Below are 15,513 nucleotides of genomic sequence, written 5' to 3' on the forward strand. Positions count from 1 at the left end.
GTTCTAATTTCCTCATTTTAAGCCATCGGATGTGGACAGGGATTGAGGTCATTTTCAGTTCGTCGTCCACCATAACCTAACCTTTCTGGAACTGTAAACAACCGCCGAGTTCCCAATGGTTCTTGTCCATAACCAAAATAAATAGGGACTAATTCACTGGCTAAAGTCCGCACGACTCGGAAACCAAGAGAGGCGATATCAGGGGCGGTAATTTCCACTACATAAGGTTCAACACCCACTGAATTCAACTTGGCAACTACTGATTGTAAATTCTCCGCTTCTGATGCAGATTCGTAAGTTGGTATATCTTCAACTTGGCAGGATTGATCATGATGAAATAAGAAATCCAACTCACTCAACCGAGAAGTTGTGTAAAAAAAAGCGTTGTGATCATCCAAATTCTGAACATCACTATATTGATGGAGATTAGTCCCAGCCCCAGTTTTCATCCGTTCTATGTCGCCAAAGCGAGCTTGACAAACTTCAAAAACTGCCTTGTGAAAAGCCGTTGGTCCATCAAGATGACATCCCATCCCAGTGGAAACAGCGGGACCTTTGCCCGAATGGTCAATTAACATAGCCATGAAAACTGGGACTTGAATATCAGTAGTCAACTCGAAGACAACTAACTCAATGCCAAAGCGGCCATAGTGGCGGGCTATTTCCGTCTCAATTCCTGGCAAGTGGTCAAAATAGATGCGCGGAGCAGGTAAGCGATTTAACCAGGTAATGATGAAAGCATCACGTTCAATTAATTCGCACAAACCCCTGTAGGCTGCAAACTCCCAAGATGGTCCACTAGCCATACCGTTAGAACTAACAGGTAAAATATAATCTCCTGGTTGGTTGCCGTCCCAGTCCAAATAAACCAAAAAGGCTGGAACTAAAACCTGTTGGTTACTGGATAAAGAAAGGGCATTCATCCACGAAGTCTGCGTTGTCGGATTAAAAGCTGGAAAAGGAAAATTGGGGTGAGAGTATTGTTGGTCAGAAAAAGGAGAAAAAACCGCAGGAGAAACGGCACGATTACCTAATTCTTCATAGCTACCAACCATTAGTTGGCGATGATCAACAATACCACCACAGTATCTTTCTATAGCTTCGCCCACAGCCCCAAAAATGGCTTGTTCATCCGTCATCCCCCTACCAACACCGTAGCGTAAATCGTCCTGCTGTTTACGAAGTTGGAAATTGGCTAATTCGGCTTGCCACAACACCGGAAAATCGAACTCTGTATAAGGCTTGGTAAATCTATCTAAGGCTCGGATAATGCCAGTATGGGGGCTAACTAAATCCTGCCAGCGGGGACTAGCGATCGCTGTATTCACTGTATTCTCTCCTATCATCAACAGTGCTGAGTTTTGACTTTTTACACTGTCACCTGTGTCACCTGTGTCACCTGTCACCTGTCACCTGTCACCTGTCACCTGTCACCTGTTCCCTGTCACCTGTCACCTGTCACCTGTTCCCTGTCACCTGTCACCTGTCACCTGTCACCTGTCACCTGTCACCTGTCACCTGTCACCTGTTCCCTGTCACCTGTCACCTGTCACCTATCACCTGTCACCTGTCACCTGTCACCTGTCACCTGTCACCTGTGTCACCTGTTCCCTATCACCTGTCACCTGTTCCCTGTCACCTGTTTTCCTGAACAATGGGGACAACCTGGTTTTTTGAGAACAACATTGTGAGTCAGCTTTGTACTAAGTAAGTCTATATGTAGTAGTTTTCCGTCAGTAGCCATAGGTAGACCAAGCATCATCTTTACCGCATCAAGAGCCATATAACTTCCCACCAACATCTGACCTATCGGTAAATTTTCCCGCAGTCGTGGTTGAGAACGCCGTTCTCGGTTGAGTAACTGTTCAACCGCCAATTCCGCCTCTGGAAACTTAGAACAAGCCATAGACCGCATTCGATAGCATAGATAACACGGTCCATCCTTGGCAAAAACCAGTGGACCGACATTTCCCTCAATCCCAGCCGCCCCACCCGGTAACAATGGGCGCTGCATCTTCAGGCATAGTCTATTCAAGCGATAGGCGAGATTTACAGATACGGCATCAGTAGCAACAATTACGAGGTCAACATCCTCAAGCAAAGGATTGATGGTTGCATCGTCATTCAAAGCATCTGTAATAATCTCAGTTCGGGTGATTCCACCAATGGCTTCAATCTGTCGCGCTGCTTCCACACCCCGAAAAGCACCGATTTTATTCAATCCCGAACCTGACAACAGGGAATCCGCCGGCAGGATACAGGCATCATCACACAAACGCACAAAACCAATACCAGCAGTAGCCAGATTAATTGCTGCTATCAGTCCCGAACCTCCCAGTCCAAAAACAGCAATCCTGGCATTAGCTAAGTGTTTTTGAGCATCTTTTTGGTTAAAGCCTAATTCATGATAAAGACTAATTTGCGGCAGTAAACAAGCATGACTATCTAAATCATCTCTATCTTCCCAAGACTCTTCCACTAGGCGATTGTCCATCAAAAATTCTAAACATTGATTTAGGGAAGAATCGGTCAATTGTTCGCCAATAGCATCGCGGATTTCTCCTATTGTGCGATCGCCATCTAGTAAAGGTAAAACAATTTTTTCTACATTATGCAGAGCTTGACCCTGTACTCTCAGGGTTCGCCGTGTTGTATTAAATATCATACTTTCTTCGCCACTGCAATCTGCCGGCATCACGTTAATGACAACGTGTTCTAGTAACCGAAGTCGCTGACTATCATTTAATTTCATAGACTTTATTGCCAAAAATGAATCCTGCTATCAATAGCAATCAGAAAAAATAAAAACCCTGTTTTGGATACCAAAAAATATTGAATAAAAACAGGGCTTTTGTTGAATTTTCTAGCCAAGTTCAATGATTTTGAAATCAAAAAACTCGGTTTCTAGAATAGCTAAATAACCGTTCTATCGCCGAGTTTAATTAGTATCCAAATCCCAGATCATCAAGATCTTCCATCAAATTTGATGCTGTCCCATCATCGGCAAATTTACAGCCACCACAGCCACCACAGCCAACGCAAGGTCTACAACCACCACAGCCACGACAGCCGCAGCCTCGACAACCACCACAGCCACCACAGCCACCGCAAGGTCTACAAGCAGCACAGCCACCACAGCCACCGCAATTAGCAAACCATCTTTGAGTCGTTTCAGAGTCGAATACTCCCGACATTGCCAATTTTTCTAAAGTTGCTATTTCCTCTTCAGACAACAGAAGTTTTTCTAATTTGTCGGCTTGATCTACCAAACGCATTTCTATTGTTGATTGGCTCAGTGTTTTTTCTGCCAGCATTGTCATTTACTCCTTTTAACTTGAATTCAATAAACATGAAGACTCATTTTTTGAATTTCACTAGTCCACAAAAGAGCAAAACCAATTTATGATCAGTTTGGACAACTATCAAATGGGATTTATATTCCGTAAAACCTTGTCTTTTATAAAAATTGCTCTTGTCAGAATTGCCAATTATGTCTTTATTTGCTTATCCAACTTCTACAAGAATATCTTTTTTTGGAAGATTTTCTTCTTTCTTGAGTAGTATTATTTTATCTCTTGATAGATTCAGGCTCAATTTATGAACTTGTGCTAATGGTACATTAAACTCTTGTAATTCAAAGTAATTTTATAGTTAAGGCGAAGTTAAAATAATGCTCATGACTGCTTTAAAAGAGCAGTTCTATTTCTTTATATTTACTCCTTTAGTAAGGTCGTGAGACAACATACAGTTAATTTTTTCTGAAATATTCATCCTTAAGAAGTGGAGGACAAAAATTTTCAAAAGTAAGATATTAAAGTATATGGACAGCAGAATCAAAAAAAATACCAAAGGATTGAAGTAATAAATTTAGTTATTACTAGGACTTACGCAAGTGTCACACTAAAAATTTGTTGTAGGGTGCGTCAGATCGCATAAATCCTGTAAATAAACAGATTGTTGATATCTGACGCACCCTGCCAATGTACCAGTTGCGTAAGTCCTGATTACTTGAAAAATATCAAATTTTTGGAAATCAGGGAATTATCTAACAGATTATAAAAAATTAGGGTTAATTAATGAGTGATTTAAGAGTTTGGGCGGAAGATTATAGTAGAGTTTTATGGCGTTCCTTACCCTTGTTATGGACAGCAGCACCTCAAGAAATGGTGTTTTTGATTGCTGTGACTTTATTGCAAGGTTTTCTTCCTGGGGTTAGTGTTTGGATTACTAAACTGGTAGTAGATACTGTGGCTACGGCTTTAACAACTGGTAAAGTCTTAGATGATTCCATTCTATGGTATTTGGTAGCAGCATGGGTGGGAGCTTTGCTATTAGAAACCCTGCTTTATCCTTGGATATTTGCACTGCAAGGAAATCTCAATGATAAGTTAACGGCTCACATTAGTTTATTATTAATGCGAAAAGCTGATAGTTTTGCAGACTTGAGCCGTTTTGAAGATGCTGAATTTTATGATGAGTTACAACTTCTCCAACAACAAGTTAGCTATAAACCCTTAAATTTAGTCGAGAATTTAGTTGAGTTAAGTCGTTCTTTGATTACTTTAATCGTGGTAATTGGGCTATTAATTCCTCTGGCTTTTTGGATACCCATTGTAATTGCGATCGCCACTATACCCCAGATCGTAGTTTCTTCCCAATATGGTAGAGAGATTTGGATCACTTTATTTGAAAACAGTCCCCAAGCTCGAAAAATGCAGTATTACACGACAGTAATGCTCACTGATACCTATGCCAAAGAAATTAGGTTGTTTCAGCTAGGTGCATTTTTTATGCAGCTTTACGGACAAGCATTTCAATCCTTACATCAATCCATGCGGCATTTGCGAGGTAAACAAGCATTTTGGTCATCTAGTTTAGCCATTCTCAGTACATTAGGAAACGGATTTTCTTTCTATTGGGTCGTGAAACAAGCTTTTAGAGGACTGTTAAGCCCAGGAAGTGTCCTTTTATTCGTACAATCATTAACTTACTTCCAGAATAATTTAGAAAGATTTGTCAGTCATTGGTTAGATTTATTCGAGAATATTATCTATATGCAGCAGTTTTTCAACTTTCTCGACAGTCCTACCCCGATGACATTGAACATACCTGGAGTAAAAATCCCCACTCCAATTCGTACAGGTATTACTTTTGATCAAGTTGATTTTCACTACCCAGATGGTAGATTAGCACTCAAGGATATTTCCTTTACCCTTTACCCAGGACAAACAGTAGCCATAGTTGGAGAAAATGGCGCAGGTAAAACCACTTTAGTTAAGCTATTAACCAGGCTCTACGACCCCACCACGGGACGGATTATCGTTGATGGTATAGACCTGAGAGATTTGAATTTAGAACAGTGGCGACAGCAAATTGCGGGGGTTTTCCAAGACTTTGGACATTACTCCCTCACCGTTGGGGAAAATATCGCATTGGGAAACCTAGCCGCCTTAGAAAATCGAGAAATTCTCAGATATGCGGTAGAAAAAGCCGATATTGTCAAACTAGTGGATGATTTTCCCAGTGGAGAAGATACACAATTGGGTAAGCAGTTTGGTGGGACAGAACTTTCTGGAGGACAGTGGCAAAAATTAGCTCTAGCTCGTGCCTTTGTCCGCAAACAAGCCCAGCTACTCCTTTTAGATGAACCTACCGCAGCACTAGACCCCCGCAGCGAGTGTGATTTTTACCTGCGCTTTGTGGAACTGGCGGAAGAAAAAACTACCATCCTCATTACCCACAGATTAGCCTCAGTGCGAATGGCTGACCGGATATTAGTCCTCAAAGATGGTCATTTAATTGAAGATGGTACTCACCAAGAACTTTTACAACTGGGAGGAGAATATACCGCGCTTTGGAATATGCAGGTAGAACAGTATGGGGTGTAATATCAATCACATCTGGGGCTGCACAGAATTATAAAATTCGGCGTTGGTGAATGAAGGTATGATTTTTTCAGGCTTCGCCCCGCTTCGCTAACACGCAGAGGCGCTCCAGGCGCGGAGAGTAGGAGTTTGAGAAATAGAAAAATTATCTGCGTTTATCTGCGTTTATCTGCGTTCAATTATTTTTGAAATATTATTCTATGCAGCAGCCATGAACATCAAAAATCCGATTCCTTGGCTCATTGGGCTGACCGCACTGAGTTTATCTGGAATTGCTATTGCTTATTTCAGCCATTGGTATCAACCCAGCAAAAAAGATATTACAGATTTAACAGTTCCTGTCACTATCAGCAACTTAAACATTAAAATCAAAACTAATGGAGTTGTCCAACCAGTTCGCAAAATTAATATTGGCCCAAGAGAAGCCGGTCGAATTGCCAAACTCTATGTAGATGAAGGTAGTTCTGTCCAAAAGGGACAATTAGTTGCAGAAATGGAGCGTCAAGCCTTTCAAGCCCAGGTGAATCAGTATCGAGCGCTGTTATGGAAGGCAAAAGCCGATTTACAAGAAAAGCGTAGAGGTTATAGACCAGAAGAAATTGCGATCGCTCAAGCTGATGTACGTAAGTATACAGCCCAAGTGCGGGAAGCTCAATCTCGCTTGGTATTAGCCTCTCAACGAGTTAAGCGTAGGCAATATCCTGTATCTCAAGGGGCAATATCTCGTGATGATTTAGATGCAGCTTTGAATGAAGAGAGAAGCTCTAAGGATAACTTAGAACAAGCTAAATTTAGTCTGATATCTGCTCAACAACAACTGAAAAAACTACTTTCCGGTTATCAAACTGAGGAAATTACCAAAGCCGGTGCTGAAGTAGCTCAAGCAACTGCCCAATTACAATTTTATGAAAATCAGTTAGAAAATACTTTCATTCGCGCCCCTTTTGCTGGCTTAATTACCCGGCGTTTTGCCCAGGCGGGGGACTTTGTAACTCCAAATACTTCTGTTTCTACTAATGAAGGGGGAACAAGTGCCTCCATTGCTGAATTATCCAGTGGTTTGGAAATAGAAGCTAAAGTTCCCGAAGTAAATATGGCGCAAATTCAGAAAAATCAGCCTGTAGAAATTCGCCTTGATGCTTTTCCTGATCAAGTTTTTCAAGGGAAAGTTCGATTGATTGCCCCCAGAGGAGTTAAGGAAGAAAATGTCACCTTTATGCGAGTCAAGATTGCTTTGGCAACGGGTCAAGATCAACTCAAGGTAGGGCTAAATGTGAAGTTAACTTTTCGGGTGAATGACATTCGCAATGCTTTGGTAATTCCCTCTGCTGCTGTGGTTTCTGGTAAAGAGGGGCAAGTGGGTGTATTGTTACCAGACAAAGATAATCAAGCCAAATTTCATCCCATACAGGTAGGAATTACTTCTGGTGATAAAACGCAAATTTTGGGCGGACTTTCTGAGGGTGAACGGGTTTTTATCCAACCACCAGCTAATCAATTAATTGATGGTGTTGATCGTGTTACTGGATCTTAGCCTACTCTCTTTTTACTGGAAGAATATTGATTAAATGAACCACGAAGGAGCGAAGAACACGAAGAAAGAAGAAAGAAGGAAGTAAATTAAAGAAGTAAATTTCTATTTTTATGAATTTTCTAGAAAGTGTGAATATGGCTTTTGCAACTATTTCTGCTAATAAACTCCGTAGCGGACTAACAATGCTGGGAATAATTATTGGCAATGCTTCAGTTATTAGTATGATTGGGATTGGACAGGGCGCACAAAATCTTGTATTGGGAAAACTTGAGGCGTTTGGAGCAAATCAACTGACGGTATATAGTAATTTTGAAGATGAAGAAGGCATGAAATTTCCTGATGCTCAATTGGTGTTATCAGACGCAGAAGCAATTAAAGCTCAAGTTCCTAGTGTTAGTCAAGTTGCGCCTGTAGATGAGCAAAAAATGCCAATTAGTTTTAATAATAAATTAACATCCACAACTGTTAAAGGAACTACGTCTGATTTGCTTGCTGTGCAGAATCTTGTGCTTGTCACTGGCAGAATGTTTAACCAAACACAACAGCAAGAACAGGCTCAAGTCACTGTTTTGGGTGCGGAAACTAGCCGCAAGTTGTTCGGTGATGAAAATCCTGTGGGACAAGAAGTTCTCATTAATAATATCTCGTTTCAAGTGATTGGTTTGTTACAATCAAAGGGTGCTTATGCTGGGGAGAATTTGGATCAAACTGCAATTGTTCCACTGACAACATTTGCGAATAGATTAGTTGGACGCAGATCAATATCTGATATTCCTATTAGTTATATTTTAGTGACTGCAAAGGATAAAGATAGTGTTCGCGCCGCAGGTTTTCAAATTACTAATATTCTGGCTCGACTTCATGGTAAAAAAGATGTGGCTGTTTTTGCTAATAAAAAGTTTCAAGAATTAGTAATACAGGTAACTGGTATTTTATCTTTATTATTAGCTTTAATTGCTGCCATTTCTTTGTTAGTAGGGGGAATTGGCATTATGAATATTATGTTAGTTTCTGTGACTGAACGTACTCAAGAAATTGGTTTACGCAAGGCAGTTGGGGCAACTCGGAATGATATTTTAGCGCAGTTTTTAATTGAGGCAATTATTCTCTCTCTTTCTGGCTGTTTGTTGGGGATAATTTTGGGAGTTGGGGGAACTATCCCCTTGGCATTTTTCACCCCTTTAACTCCTCAATTTCCTCTATATGCGATCGCTGTGGCTGTGACAATATCTGGTAGCATAGGCTTAGTTTTCGGTGTCTTCCCCGCCCGACAAGCTGCTATGTTAGACCCCATTGTCGCCCTCAGAAGTGGCTGATTCTAAATCAATCTCTCCAATTATCTAATTGCAAAGGATAGCCTAATGATTGAATTTTTTGATAGTGTTTAGTATTTCCTGTTACTAGAATTAAATTATTTTCTATAGCAATTGCAGCAATTAATACATCTGCTAATCCTATGGTTTGTCCAGTTTTTTCTAAATCAGCGTAAATTGGTTCTATGTTTTAACATATCTTCAATCATTTGATCAACTAATTCTGCATCATCTGACCATTTGCCAATAAATGAATCGTTGAGAATTTCTGGTTGAGTCAATTGCTCAATCATTGCTTTAATTAAATCGGAGATTTGACAATGATTAGTCTGGGTTAGTTGTTGTATTTTGTCATAAGTTTCTTGATCTAGTTCTATTTCTATTTTTTTCATAATTACTTATTCATTGAAGTATAGATTTTTTTATTATAGCGTCGTTGAGAAATATTTTTCTACTATCAAAATATCTTTTTACGGTAGCGGTACGGGAGGGTTAATGAGGTGGAATCTTGGAGGGTAGGGGTTTACAATGACCATAAACCCAAACTCTGCCATTTGTACCTCATAACATCGGGAAGTGCTGTAAAATCACTGTTTTCATCCTGTTCATCCTTGAATCCGGGACATCCTGAGACAGCCAACTTATCTCAACTCTTGCTGTAATTCTGCCCGATAATCAGCTTGACAATGATATTGGGATAATTCTTTCCAGTTGAGTACGGCTTCTAATAAGTCCTGATAACCCAGGGTGTTGGGGTGCAGTCCGTCGCTGGTGATGCGATCGCTTCTCCATTCTTGACTCCGCTGCATCCATTGATCAAAAATATCTAAATAGGGAATTTGTCTTTGTTCACAAGCTTGTCGTGTTGCTTCTTTGTAGCGGTATTGGTCGGCATGATTATAGAATAAACAATCAAGGAAGGGCATTTTGCTTTCCTCTACGGGAACCATCCCCACAAACAGCACAGGACAGAGTTTTTGAGCTTGATCCAGCAATGTGGCGATTTCTGATTCAAACTGACCAAAATCTGTGTAATTTCTGCCGTTAGGACTTCTTAACCGAGGTGTATCGTTAACACCCACAGACAAAATAATCAAGTCAGGAACACGATTGCGGATTTCTCCCCGGTGACGAAATTCTGCTTCTAATCTTTGGTAAACTTGCCGTGTGCGATCGCCCCTTACCCCCAAATTATAAAGCACATGACCCACACTATCCGGTAACATCCACCACCGTCGCAGTTGTTCCACCCAACCACCTTTCTCTGGATCACCGTATCCATATACTAAGCTATCTCCCAAGGCGACAATCTTTAAAGGTTGACAAAGTTTTGGCGCTACAGATATTTGCATTAAGGTAGAAGTCGGAAAACTTGGCATTTCAAAAAGTAATGTAATGGATATTTGCAGAAGATTCTATATATTTTTACACTATTACAGGAGTCAGGAGTCAGGATGAAGAAGAAGGAGTCAGGAGTTCAGGAGTCAGGATGAAGAAGAAGGAGTCAGGAGTCAGGATGAAGAAAAAAGGAAGAAGGAAGAAGAAGAATAGTTTTCACCAATGACCAATCACAACGGACAACGGACAACGGACAACTGACAACTGACAACTGACAACTGACAACTGACAACTGACAACTGACAACTGACCAATTATAAACTAATTGGTAACACACTATAACTACCAAAAATTTTCAAAATTTCTGTATAATTTTGCAACTCTTCCAAAGCAGATTTCATGATTTGTGCATTTACATCTGCTTCAATATCCAAATAGAATAAGTATTCCCCTAAAGAACGTTTTGTTGGACGCGATTCAATCCGACTAAGATTAATACCTAAACTAGCAAATACTGACAATACTTTCATTAATGCGCCTGGTACATTAGCTGGTACGCTGAATGCTAAAGATGTATGAGTACAATCAAGGGGATGATTCTCCTCCGTGCTTACTACCCAAAACCGAGTACAGTTTTCTGGATAATCATTAATTCCTCTGGCCAGAATAGGTAAATTATACAATTGTGCCGCCCGACTGGAAGATATAGCTGCTGTCGTGACCTCCGCTTCTAATCCTTGTAGTGCTTCAGTGGTTGAATTTCTAGGAATTAAATTAACATTTGGCAAAAACTGTGATAGCCATTCTTGACATTGTGCTAACGCTTGAGGATGAGAATAGACAGTTTTAATATTATCTAAACTTGTGGCATAGGAAATTAATGTATGTTGAATTGGTAAAACTAAAGCTAATTGAATTTTTAAATTTCCTAATTGCCATAAGCTATCCATTGTCATGTTGACACTACCCTCAATAGAATTTTCCACCGGAACAACAGCTATGGCTGCTTGATTATCAGCGATCGCTTGTAGGGACTGAGCAATGGTAGAATATGGACATAATTCAAAGTTTTTCTGAGAATTAATGTCCGAATGGGCTTTTAACCAGTTGAGATAAAAAAAAGCCGCTTGTTCGGCATAAGTCCCCGGTGGACCTAAATGGGCGATTTTCTGATTCATGCTATTAAATTTGGCGAATTTGATGAATAATGAATTAAGGTTTGGATTTTTGGCAGTTCAAGCTGTTGAATGGGGGTTGCTGATAGGGTGGCGATCGCCATATAAACCAAAAACCTAGATATATGAAGAGTTTCCGGGTTAAAAAACGGGAATTAGCCGCCAGGAATGAAGGTTCAAACCGTCCATTTACCTATCACTTTCTTAGATTTGAGACTATTCCTACTTTAAACTTCTTCTTCCTCCTGACTCCTGACTCCTAGCCTTCACGAAAAGACTTTTTTAGCAAACCCTAAATATTGTTAAAAAATATTACAATAAAAAAACAAATGGTTTAATTTGCTCATGGTTACTAAGTTTATTGCCTCTCAATCGGTGGAAATTTCCGTTCCTAAGCAATCTATTCCTATTCAACACTACCTGCGGCAGCCTCAACGTTTAGTTAATGCCTTAGCTGATAATACTAGAATTCAACAACTTTCTGAAGAAGTTTTTCGGTTGAAAATGCGTCCTTTGTCTTTTATGTCACTGAGTATTCAGCCGACTGTAGACATGAGAGTTTGGGCGGATGCAAGCGGAACAATTTATTTGCGATCGCTCGGTTGTGAGATATTGGGTTTTGAGTATATTAACGAAAGGTTTGCACTGAACTTAAAAGGTTATTTGTCACCAGTACAACTCAATGGTGAAACCCACTTGCAAGGAAAAGCTGATTTGGAAGTTTTAGTAGACATACCGCAACCATTTTCCTTTACACCCAAATCAATTTTAGAAACTACAGGGAATGGATTGCTCAAAAGTGTACTACTAACAATTAAGCAAAGATTGTTACATCATCTCCTAGCAGATTATCGTCGTTGGGTAATCTCCCAAACTCAAAATAACGAGATTGATCATACAACAGCAGTCAGAAGTCAGGAGTCAGGAGTCATATTACCAACTTTAAATTTTGAGTAGTTTAGGGAAAAACAAGGCAAATTTGGCAATTTTTCTCAAAACCTGGGAATCCAAAATCTAAAATTGTTTGTTCTCAACAACTGGAAATCCAAAATCCAAAATCTAAAATCCAAAATTGTTTGTCCTCAACAACTGGGAATCCAAAATCCAAAATCTAAAATCTAAAATCTAAAATCTAAAATTGTTTGGCAAGGACGAAAAGAGCGACGATGTAAAGATGAAGGTCCGTATTTTTGAAGCGCCAGTAAATGACGCGGACTTCCATAGCCTTTGTTCTTTTCTAGATCATACAACGAATATTTTAACGCTAACCGTTGCAGCAAATCATCACGCCAAACCTTGGCCATGATACTAGCTGCCGCAATATTAAGCGATCGCTCATCACCTTTGACAACTGTTTCTTGAGGTATTGGCAAATTCTTCACCAACTGATTACCATCAATCAAACACAGTTCAGGCTTTATCCGCAACTTCAGAACCGCCCGCTTCATTGCCAAAAGAGTTGCCTGTAAAATATTCAACTCATCTATTTCCGCCGTTGTAGCATAACCAATTCTCCAATCTACAGCCAACGTGGCAATTTTTTGAGCCAGTTTAGTTCTCCGAGAACTAGACAGCTTTTTACTATCCTTAATGTTATCTAACATCAGGATTGATAAAGCGTCCACTGGTAATATAACTGCTGCTGCTACCACAGGACCAAATAAAGCGCCCCTGCCTACCTCATCTACACCCCCAACTGCACCCTGCATATTTGAGTAAGTAGAAAACTCTAACCAACTCGAATTATCCCAGGATGCAGGTTTAATTTCTCCCATTGTCTGAACTGTGATTTGTTTGATTTATTTGATTTACTTGATTTACTTGATTTACTTGATTGATTTGATTTATCTGATTGATTCATTAATTAATTAATCATTAATTAATCACAAAAATCACAAAAATCAGAAAAATCATAGTTCAGACCATTCACAAAAATCATAGTTCAGACCATTCACAAAAATCATAGTCCGAAACCATCTGTATCTAAGGCTGATGAACGACGGCGACGACGACGGTTAGGAATAGAACTACTATTACTATCAGATTCTATTTCTTTTTCAGATTCCGTTTTTTCTTCAGCTTTAGTTTCTTGCTCAGGCTCTATTTGTCCTTCAGGTTTACTTGCTTTTTCTTCGGAAATTCTAGTCAGTTCTGGAAATATTACTAATGGTGGAAAAGATGAATCTTCTTCTATCTCAAACTTTGGTGCCTGTAGTTTAAGAGTGACAACTTCAGGAATTGTTTTTTCAGTAACAATTGGTTCAGGCTTAACTTCAGGTGTTTCACTAGGTGATTCTCCTGGTTGTACAACATTAATAATCACCGATCTGGGATTTTTTCCCTCCCGATCTAACTTGAGTAAAGGAGAAATTCCCATTTCAGCATAAGTATCCTGTTCCTTTGCTGACATTTCTACAGTAATTACCTCTGGTGGTTCTACCTTAATCGGATCTAATTTTACCTTTGTCCGTTCCGGTCTTTCCGTCCAACCTGATTTATTAATAGTTGGGGGAGAAATTTCTGGCATTGGTAATTCAGGTTCTTCTAAGTCCAAATCTGAATCATTAACAAAAGCTAGAGGATTAGTAGGTAAGCGGGATTCATCCTTACCATTACCACCATTTACACCAATGCGGCTACGGCGGGTACGGGTACGACGCTTATCATTTAATTCTTGGTAACTAGGATGATTGATCAGATGCAGAGAACTAAATTCCGGTTCACTTTCAAATCCATCACCAAAGCCATCATAGACATCTTTCGGTGTCACTGGTGGCAGACTACCGATATCAGGGATGCGAGTAGTGGGTGCAGGTGGACGAGATTCCCTTTGTGGCATGGGTACAAACCGCTCTGGGATGTCCGCAGCTGGGATAGGCAGACGGTTTTCTAGTTCTCCAGGTAATCTGACGGTATGTCCTAAACCGCCGCAAGTCGGACAAGTTTCGCCAAACAATTCATAAATGTTTTGGCCTTGACGCTTCCGGGTCAGTTCCACCAAACCTAATTCAGTCAGTTGGGCAATTTGGGGACGGGCTTTATCAGCTTTAAGAGCTTTGTTAAAGTGTTCTAAAACTTGCATTTGATCACGACGGGATTCCATATCAATGAAATCAACCACAATCACACCAGCAATGTTTCGCAACCGTAACTGACGGGCAATTTCCGCCGCCGCTTCGCAGTTTGTCCACAGGACTGTTTCTCTAGCAGTTGCCGAACGGGTGAATGAACCGGAGTTCACGTCTATGACTGTTAAAGCTTCCGTTGGTTGGATGATGACATAACCGCCTGATGGTAAATCTACCCTGGGTCTGAGGGCTTCACGGACGGCGGCATTGATGCGGAAATATTCTAAAATAGGTGAGCGATCGCGGTGATGATCAATTAACAATCCTTGGGGTGTTTGTCCACCACTCCAGTTTTGTAAATACTGCTTCACTCGTTTTAAACCAGTGCTGGAATCAACAACTATGCGATTCACATCACTACCATACATATCTCTAAGCACGCGCTGAATAAAGTCATCATCACGATTCAGTAGAGCCGGCGCACGGGAAGTCACTGCTTCTTGCTGGACAATTTCCCACTGCTTTTGCAGCACTTCCAAATCTTCAATAATTGCTTCTTCTGGCTTACCTTCTGCTTCTGTGCGTACCAGCAAACCCATCCCTGCTGGTTTCACTAAAATAGCCAAAGCTCTGAGGCGATTCCGTTCACTTTCGCTTTTAATCCGTCTCGATAAATTTACCCCTCGTCCATAGGGCATTAATACCACATAACGTCCAGGTAAGGTGATATTACCCGTGAGCCGGGGACCCTTTGATCCGGTTGGCTCTTTCATCACCTGCACTAAGGTTTTTTGTTGTGGTGTTAGCAATTCTGTAATCGCTGCTGCACTACGTTTCAGCCTTAATGGACCTAAATCAGTGACGTGAATAAATCCGTTGCGTTCTGGATCGCCGATATTGACAAAAGCCGCATCTATCCCAGGTAATACATTTTCGACTACACCTAAATAGATATCACCAATTTGATGATGACCCGTAGCTACAACGAGTTCTTGTATTTGATCTTCCGAAAATACGGCAGCAATTTGATGCTGCTCCGCGATGATAATTTGTTTTGGCATTCAATTTCCTCAAAAATTGGCAGCACCGCTGGGAATTACCAGGAATTTCTTTGTTATCCCCCTTGTCCTGACGGTCGCTGCTACAAGACGCTACTAGTAATAAAAACTTCCAATTTGAGTAGCTCTGCAAAGTTATGAA

12 protein-coding genes are annotated in these 15,513 nt (G+C 40.5%); 4 read left to right on the forward strand and 8 right to left on the reverse strand.

Annotated features, from left to right (window positions below):
• Positions 1-17: 17 nt before the first annotated feature.
• The 3 genes from IQ226_RS01415 to IQ226_RS01425 all read right to left on the reverse strand — a co-directional run bounded on the left by IQ226_RS01415 (position 18) and on the right by IQ226_RS01425 (position 3,314).
• The gene (locus IQ226_RS01415; RefSeq protein WP_370567062.1) at positions 18-1,406 is read right to left on the reverse strand and encodes a YcaO-like family protein; all 1,389 of its coding nucleotides are present in this window, start codon (positions 1,404-1,406) and stop codon (positions 18-20) included.
• Between the two features lie 215 nt (positions 1,407-1,621).
• A complete protein-coding gene (locus IQ226_RS01420) occupies positions 1,622-2,752 on the reverse strand; it encodes a TOMM precursor leader peptide-binding protein (RefSeq protein ID WP_193891155.1) in 1,131 nt (376 codons plus the stop codon).
• 190 nt (positions 2,753-2,942) lie between these two features.
• On the reverse strand, positions 2,943-3,314 hold the full coding sequence (locus IQ226_RS01425; protein WP_193891157.1) for a hypothetical protein: 372 nt from the start codon (positions 3,312-3,314) through the stop codon (positions 2,943-2,945).
• A gap of 762 nt (positions 3,315-4,076) precedes the next feature.
• On the opposite strand from IQ226_RS01425, the gene IQ226_RS01430 reads away from it, so the two are divergent.
• The 3 genes from IQ226_RS01430 to IQ226_RS01440 all read left to right on the forward strand — a co-directional run bounded on the left by IQ226_RS01430 (position 4,077) and on the right by IQ226_RS01440 (position 8,735).
• Positions 4,077-5,888, forward strand: a complete 1,812-nt coding sequence (locus IQ226_RS01430) for an ABC transporter ATP-binding protein (protein ID WP_193891159.1) — start codon at positions 4,077-4,079, stop codon at positions 5,886-5,888.
• A gap of 208 nt (positions 5,889-6,096) precedes the next feature.
• Complete coding sequence (locus IQ226_RS01435; RefSeq protein WP_193891162.1) at positions 6,097-7,419, forward strand: efflux RND transporter periplasmic adaptor subunit; 1,323 nt, start codon at positions 6,097-6,099, stop codon at positions 7,417-7,419.
• Positions 7,420-7,529: 110 nt separating this feature from the next.
• Complete coding sequence (locus IQ226_RS01440) at positions 7,530-8,735, forward strand: ABC transporter permease (RefSeq protein ID WP_193891165.1); 1,206 nt, start codon at positions 7,530-7,532, stop codon at positions 8,733-8,735.
• Between the two features lie 164 nt (positions 8,736-8,899).
• On the opposite strand, the gene IQ226_RS01445 is transcribed toward IQ226_RS01440, so the two are convergent.
• The 3 genes from IQ226_RS01445 to pheA all read right to left on the reverse strand — a co-directional run bounded on the left by IQ226_RS01445 (position 8,900) and on the right by pheA (position 11,248).
• The gene (locus tag IQ226_RS01445; protein ID WP_193891168.1) at positions 8,900-9,124 is read right to left on the reverse strand and encodes a hypothetical protein; all 225 of its coding nucleotides are present in this window, start codon (positions 9,122-9,124) and stop codon (positions 8,900-8,902) included.
• 249 nt (positions 9,125-9,373) lie between these two features.
• A complete protein-coding gene (locus IQ226_RS01450) occupies positions 9,374-10,111 on the reverse strand; it encodes a GDSL-type esterase/lipase family protein (RefSeq protein ID WP_228039186.1) in 738 nt (245 codons plus the stop codon).
• A gap of 273 nt (positions 10,112-10,384) precedes the next feature.
• Positions 10,385-11,248 (reverse strand): prephenate dehydratase, encoded by an 864-nt coding sequence (gene pheA, locus IQ226_RS01455; protein ID WP_193891171.1) that lies wholly within the window; start codon positions 11,246-11,248, stop codon positions 10,385-10,387.
• Between the two features lie 342 nt (positions 11,249-11,590).
• On the opposite strand from pheA, the gene IQ226_RS01460 reads away from it, so the two are divergent.
• Complete coding sequence (locus tag IQ226_RS01460) at positions 11,591-12,202, forward strand: DUF1997 domain-containing protein (protein ID WP_193891174.1); 612 nt, start codon at positions 11,591-11,593, stop codon at positions 12,200-12,202.
• 161 nt (positions 12,203-12,363) lie between these two features.
• Here the strand turns inward: IQ226_RS01460 and IQ226_RS01465 are convergent, their stop codons facing one another.
• Both IQ226_RS01465 and IQ226_RS01470 read right to left on the reverse strand, forming a co-directional pair.
• Positions 12,364-13,020 carry a ribonuclease HII gene (locus tag IQ226_RS01465; protein WP_193891177.1) on the reverse strand — a complete coding sequence of 219 codons (657 nt, stop codon included), beginning with the start codon at positions 13,018-13,020 and terminating at the stop codon, positions 12,364-12,366.
• 185 nt (positions 13,021-13,205) lie between these two features.
• Positions 13,206-15,374, reverse strand: a complete 2,169-nt coding sequence (locus tag IQ226_RS01470; protein ID WP_193891180.1) for an Rne/Rng family ribonuclease — start codon at positions 15,372-15,374, stop codon at positions 13,206-13,208.
• Positions 15,375-15,513 lie beyond the last annotated feature (139 nt).

This window comes from Dolichospermum sp. LEGE 00240, assembly GCF_015207875.1.
GTDB lineage: Bacteria > Cyanobacteriota > Cyanobacteriia > Cyanobacteriales > Nostocaceae > Dolichospermum > Dolichospermum gracile.

Excerpts from the sequence above, each read along its gene's own strand:
- IQ226_RS01420 (WP_193891155.1), bottom strand. The coding sequence starts at position 2,752 with ATGAAATTAAATGATAGTCAGCGACTTCGGTTACTAGAACACGTTGTC.
- IQ226_RS01425 (WP_193891157.1), bottom strand. The coding sequence starts at position 3,314 with ATGCTGGCAGAAAAAACACTGAGCCAATCAACAATAGAAATGCGTTTG.
- IQ226_RS01430 (WP_193891159.1), top strand. The coding sequence starts at position 4,077 with ATGAGTGATTTAAGAGTTTGGGCGGAAGATTATAGTAGAGTTTTATGG.
- IQ226_RS01435 (WP_193891162.1), top strand. The coding sequence starts at position 6,097 with ATGAACATCAAAAATCCGATTCCTTGGCTCATTGGGCTGACCGCACTG.
- IQ226_RS01440 (WP_193891165.1), top strand. The coding sequence starts at position 7,530 with ATGAATTTTCTAGAAAGTGTGAATATGGCTTTTGCAACTATTTCTGCT.
- IQ226_RS01445 (WP_193891168.1), bottom strand. The coding sequence starts at position 9,124 with ATGAAAAAAATAGAAATAGAACTAGATCAAGAAACTTATGACAAAATA.
- IQ226_RS01450 (WP_228039186.1), bottom strand. The coding sequence starts at position 10,111 with ATGCCAAGTTTTCCGACTTCTACCTTAATGCAAATATCTGTAGCGCCA.
- pheA (WP_193891171.1), bottom strand. The coding sequence starts at position 11,248 with ATGAATCAGAAAATCGCCCATTTAGGTCCACCGGGGACTTATGCCGAA.
- IQ226_RS01460 (WP_193891174.1), top strand. The coding sequence starts at position 11,591 with ATGGTTACTAAGTTTATTGCCTCTCAATCGGTGGAAATTTCCGTTCCT.
- IQ226_RS01465 (WP_193891177.1), bottom strand. The coding sequence starts at position 13,020 with ATGGGAGAAATTAAACCTGCATCCTGGGATAATTCGAGTTGGTTAGAG.
- IQ226_RS01470 (WP_193891180.1), bottom strand. The coding sequence starts at position 15,374 with ATGCCAAAACAAATTATCATCGCGGAGCAGCATCAAATTGCTGCCGTA.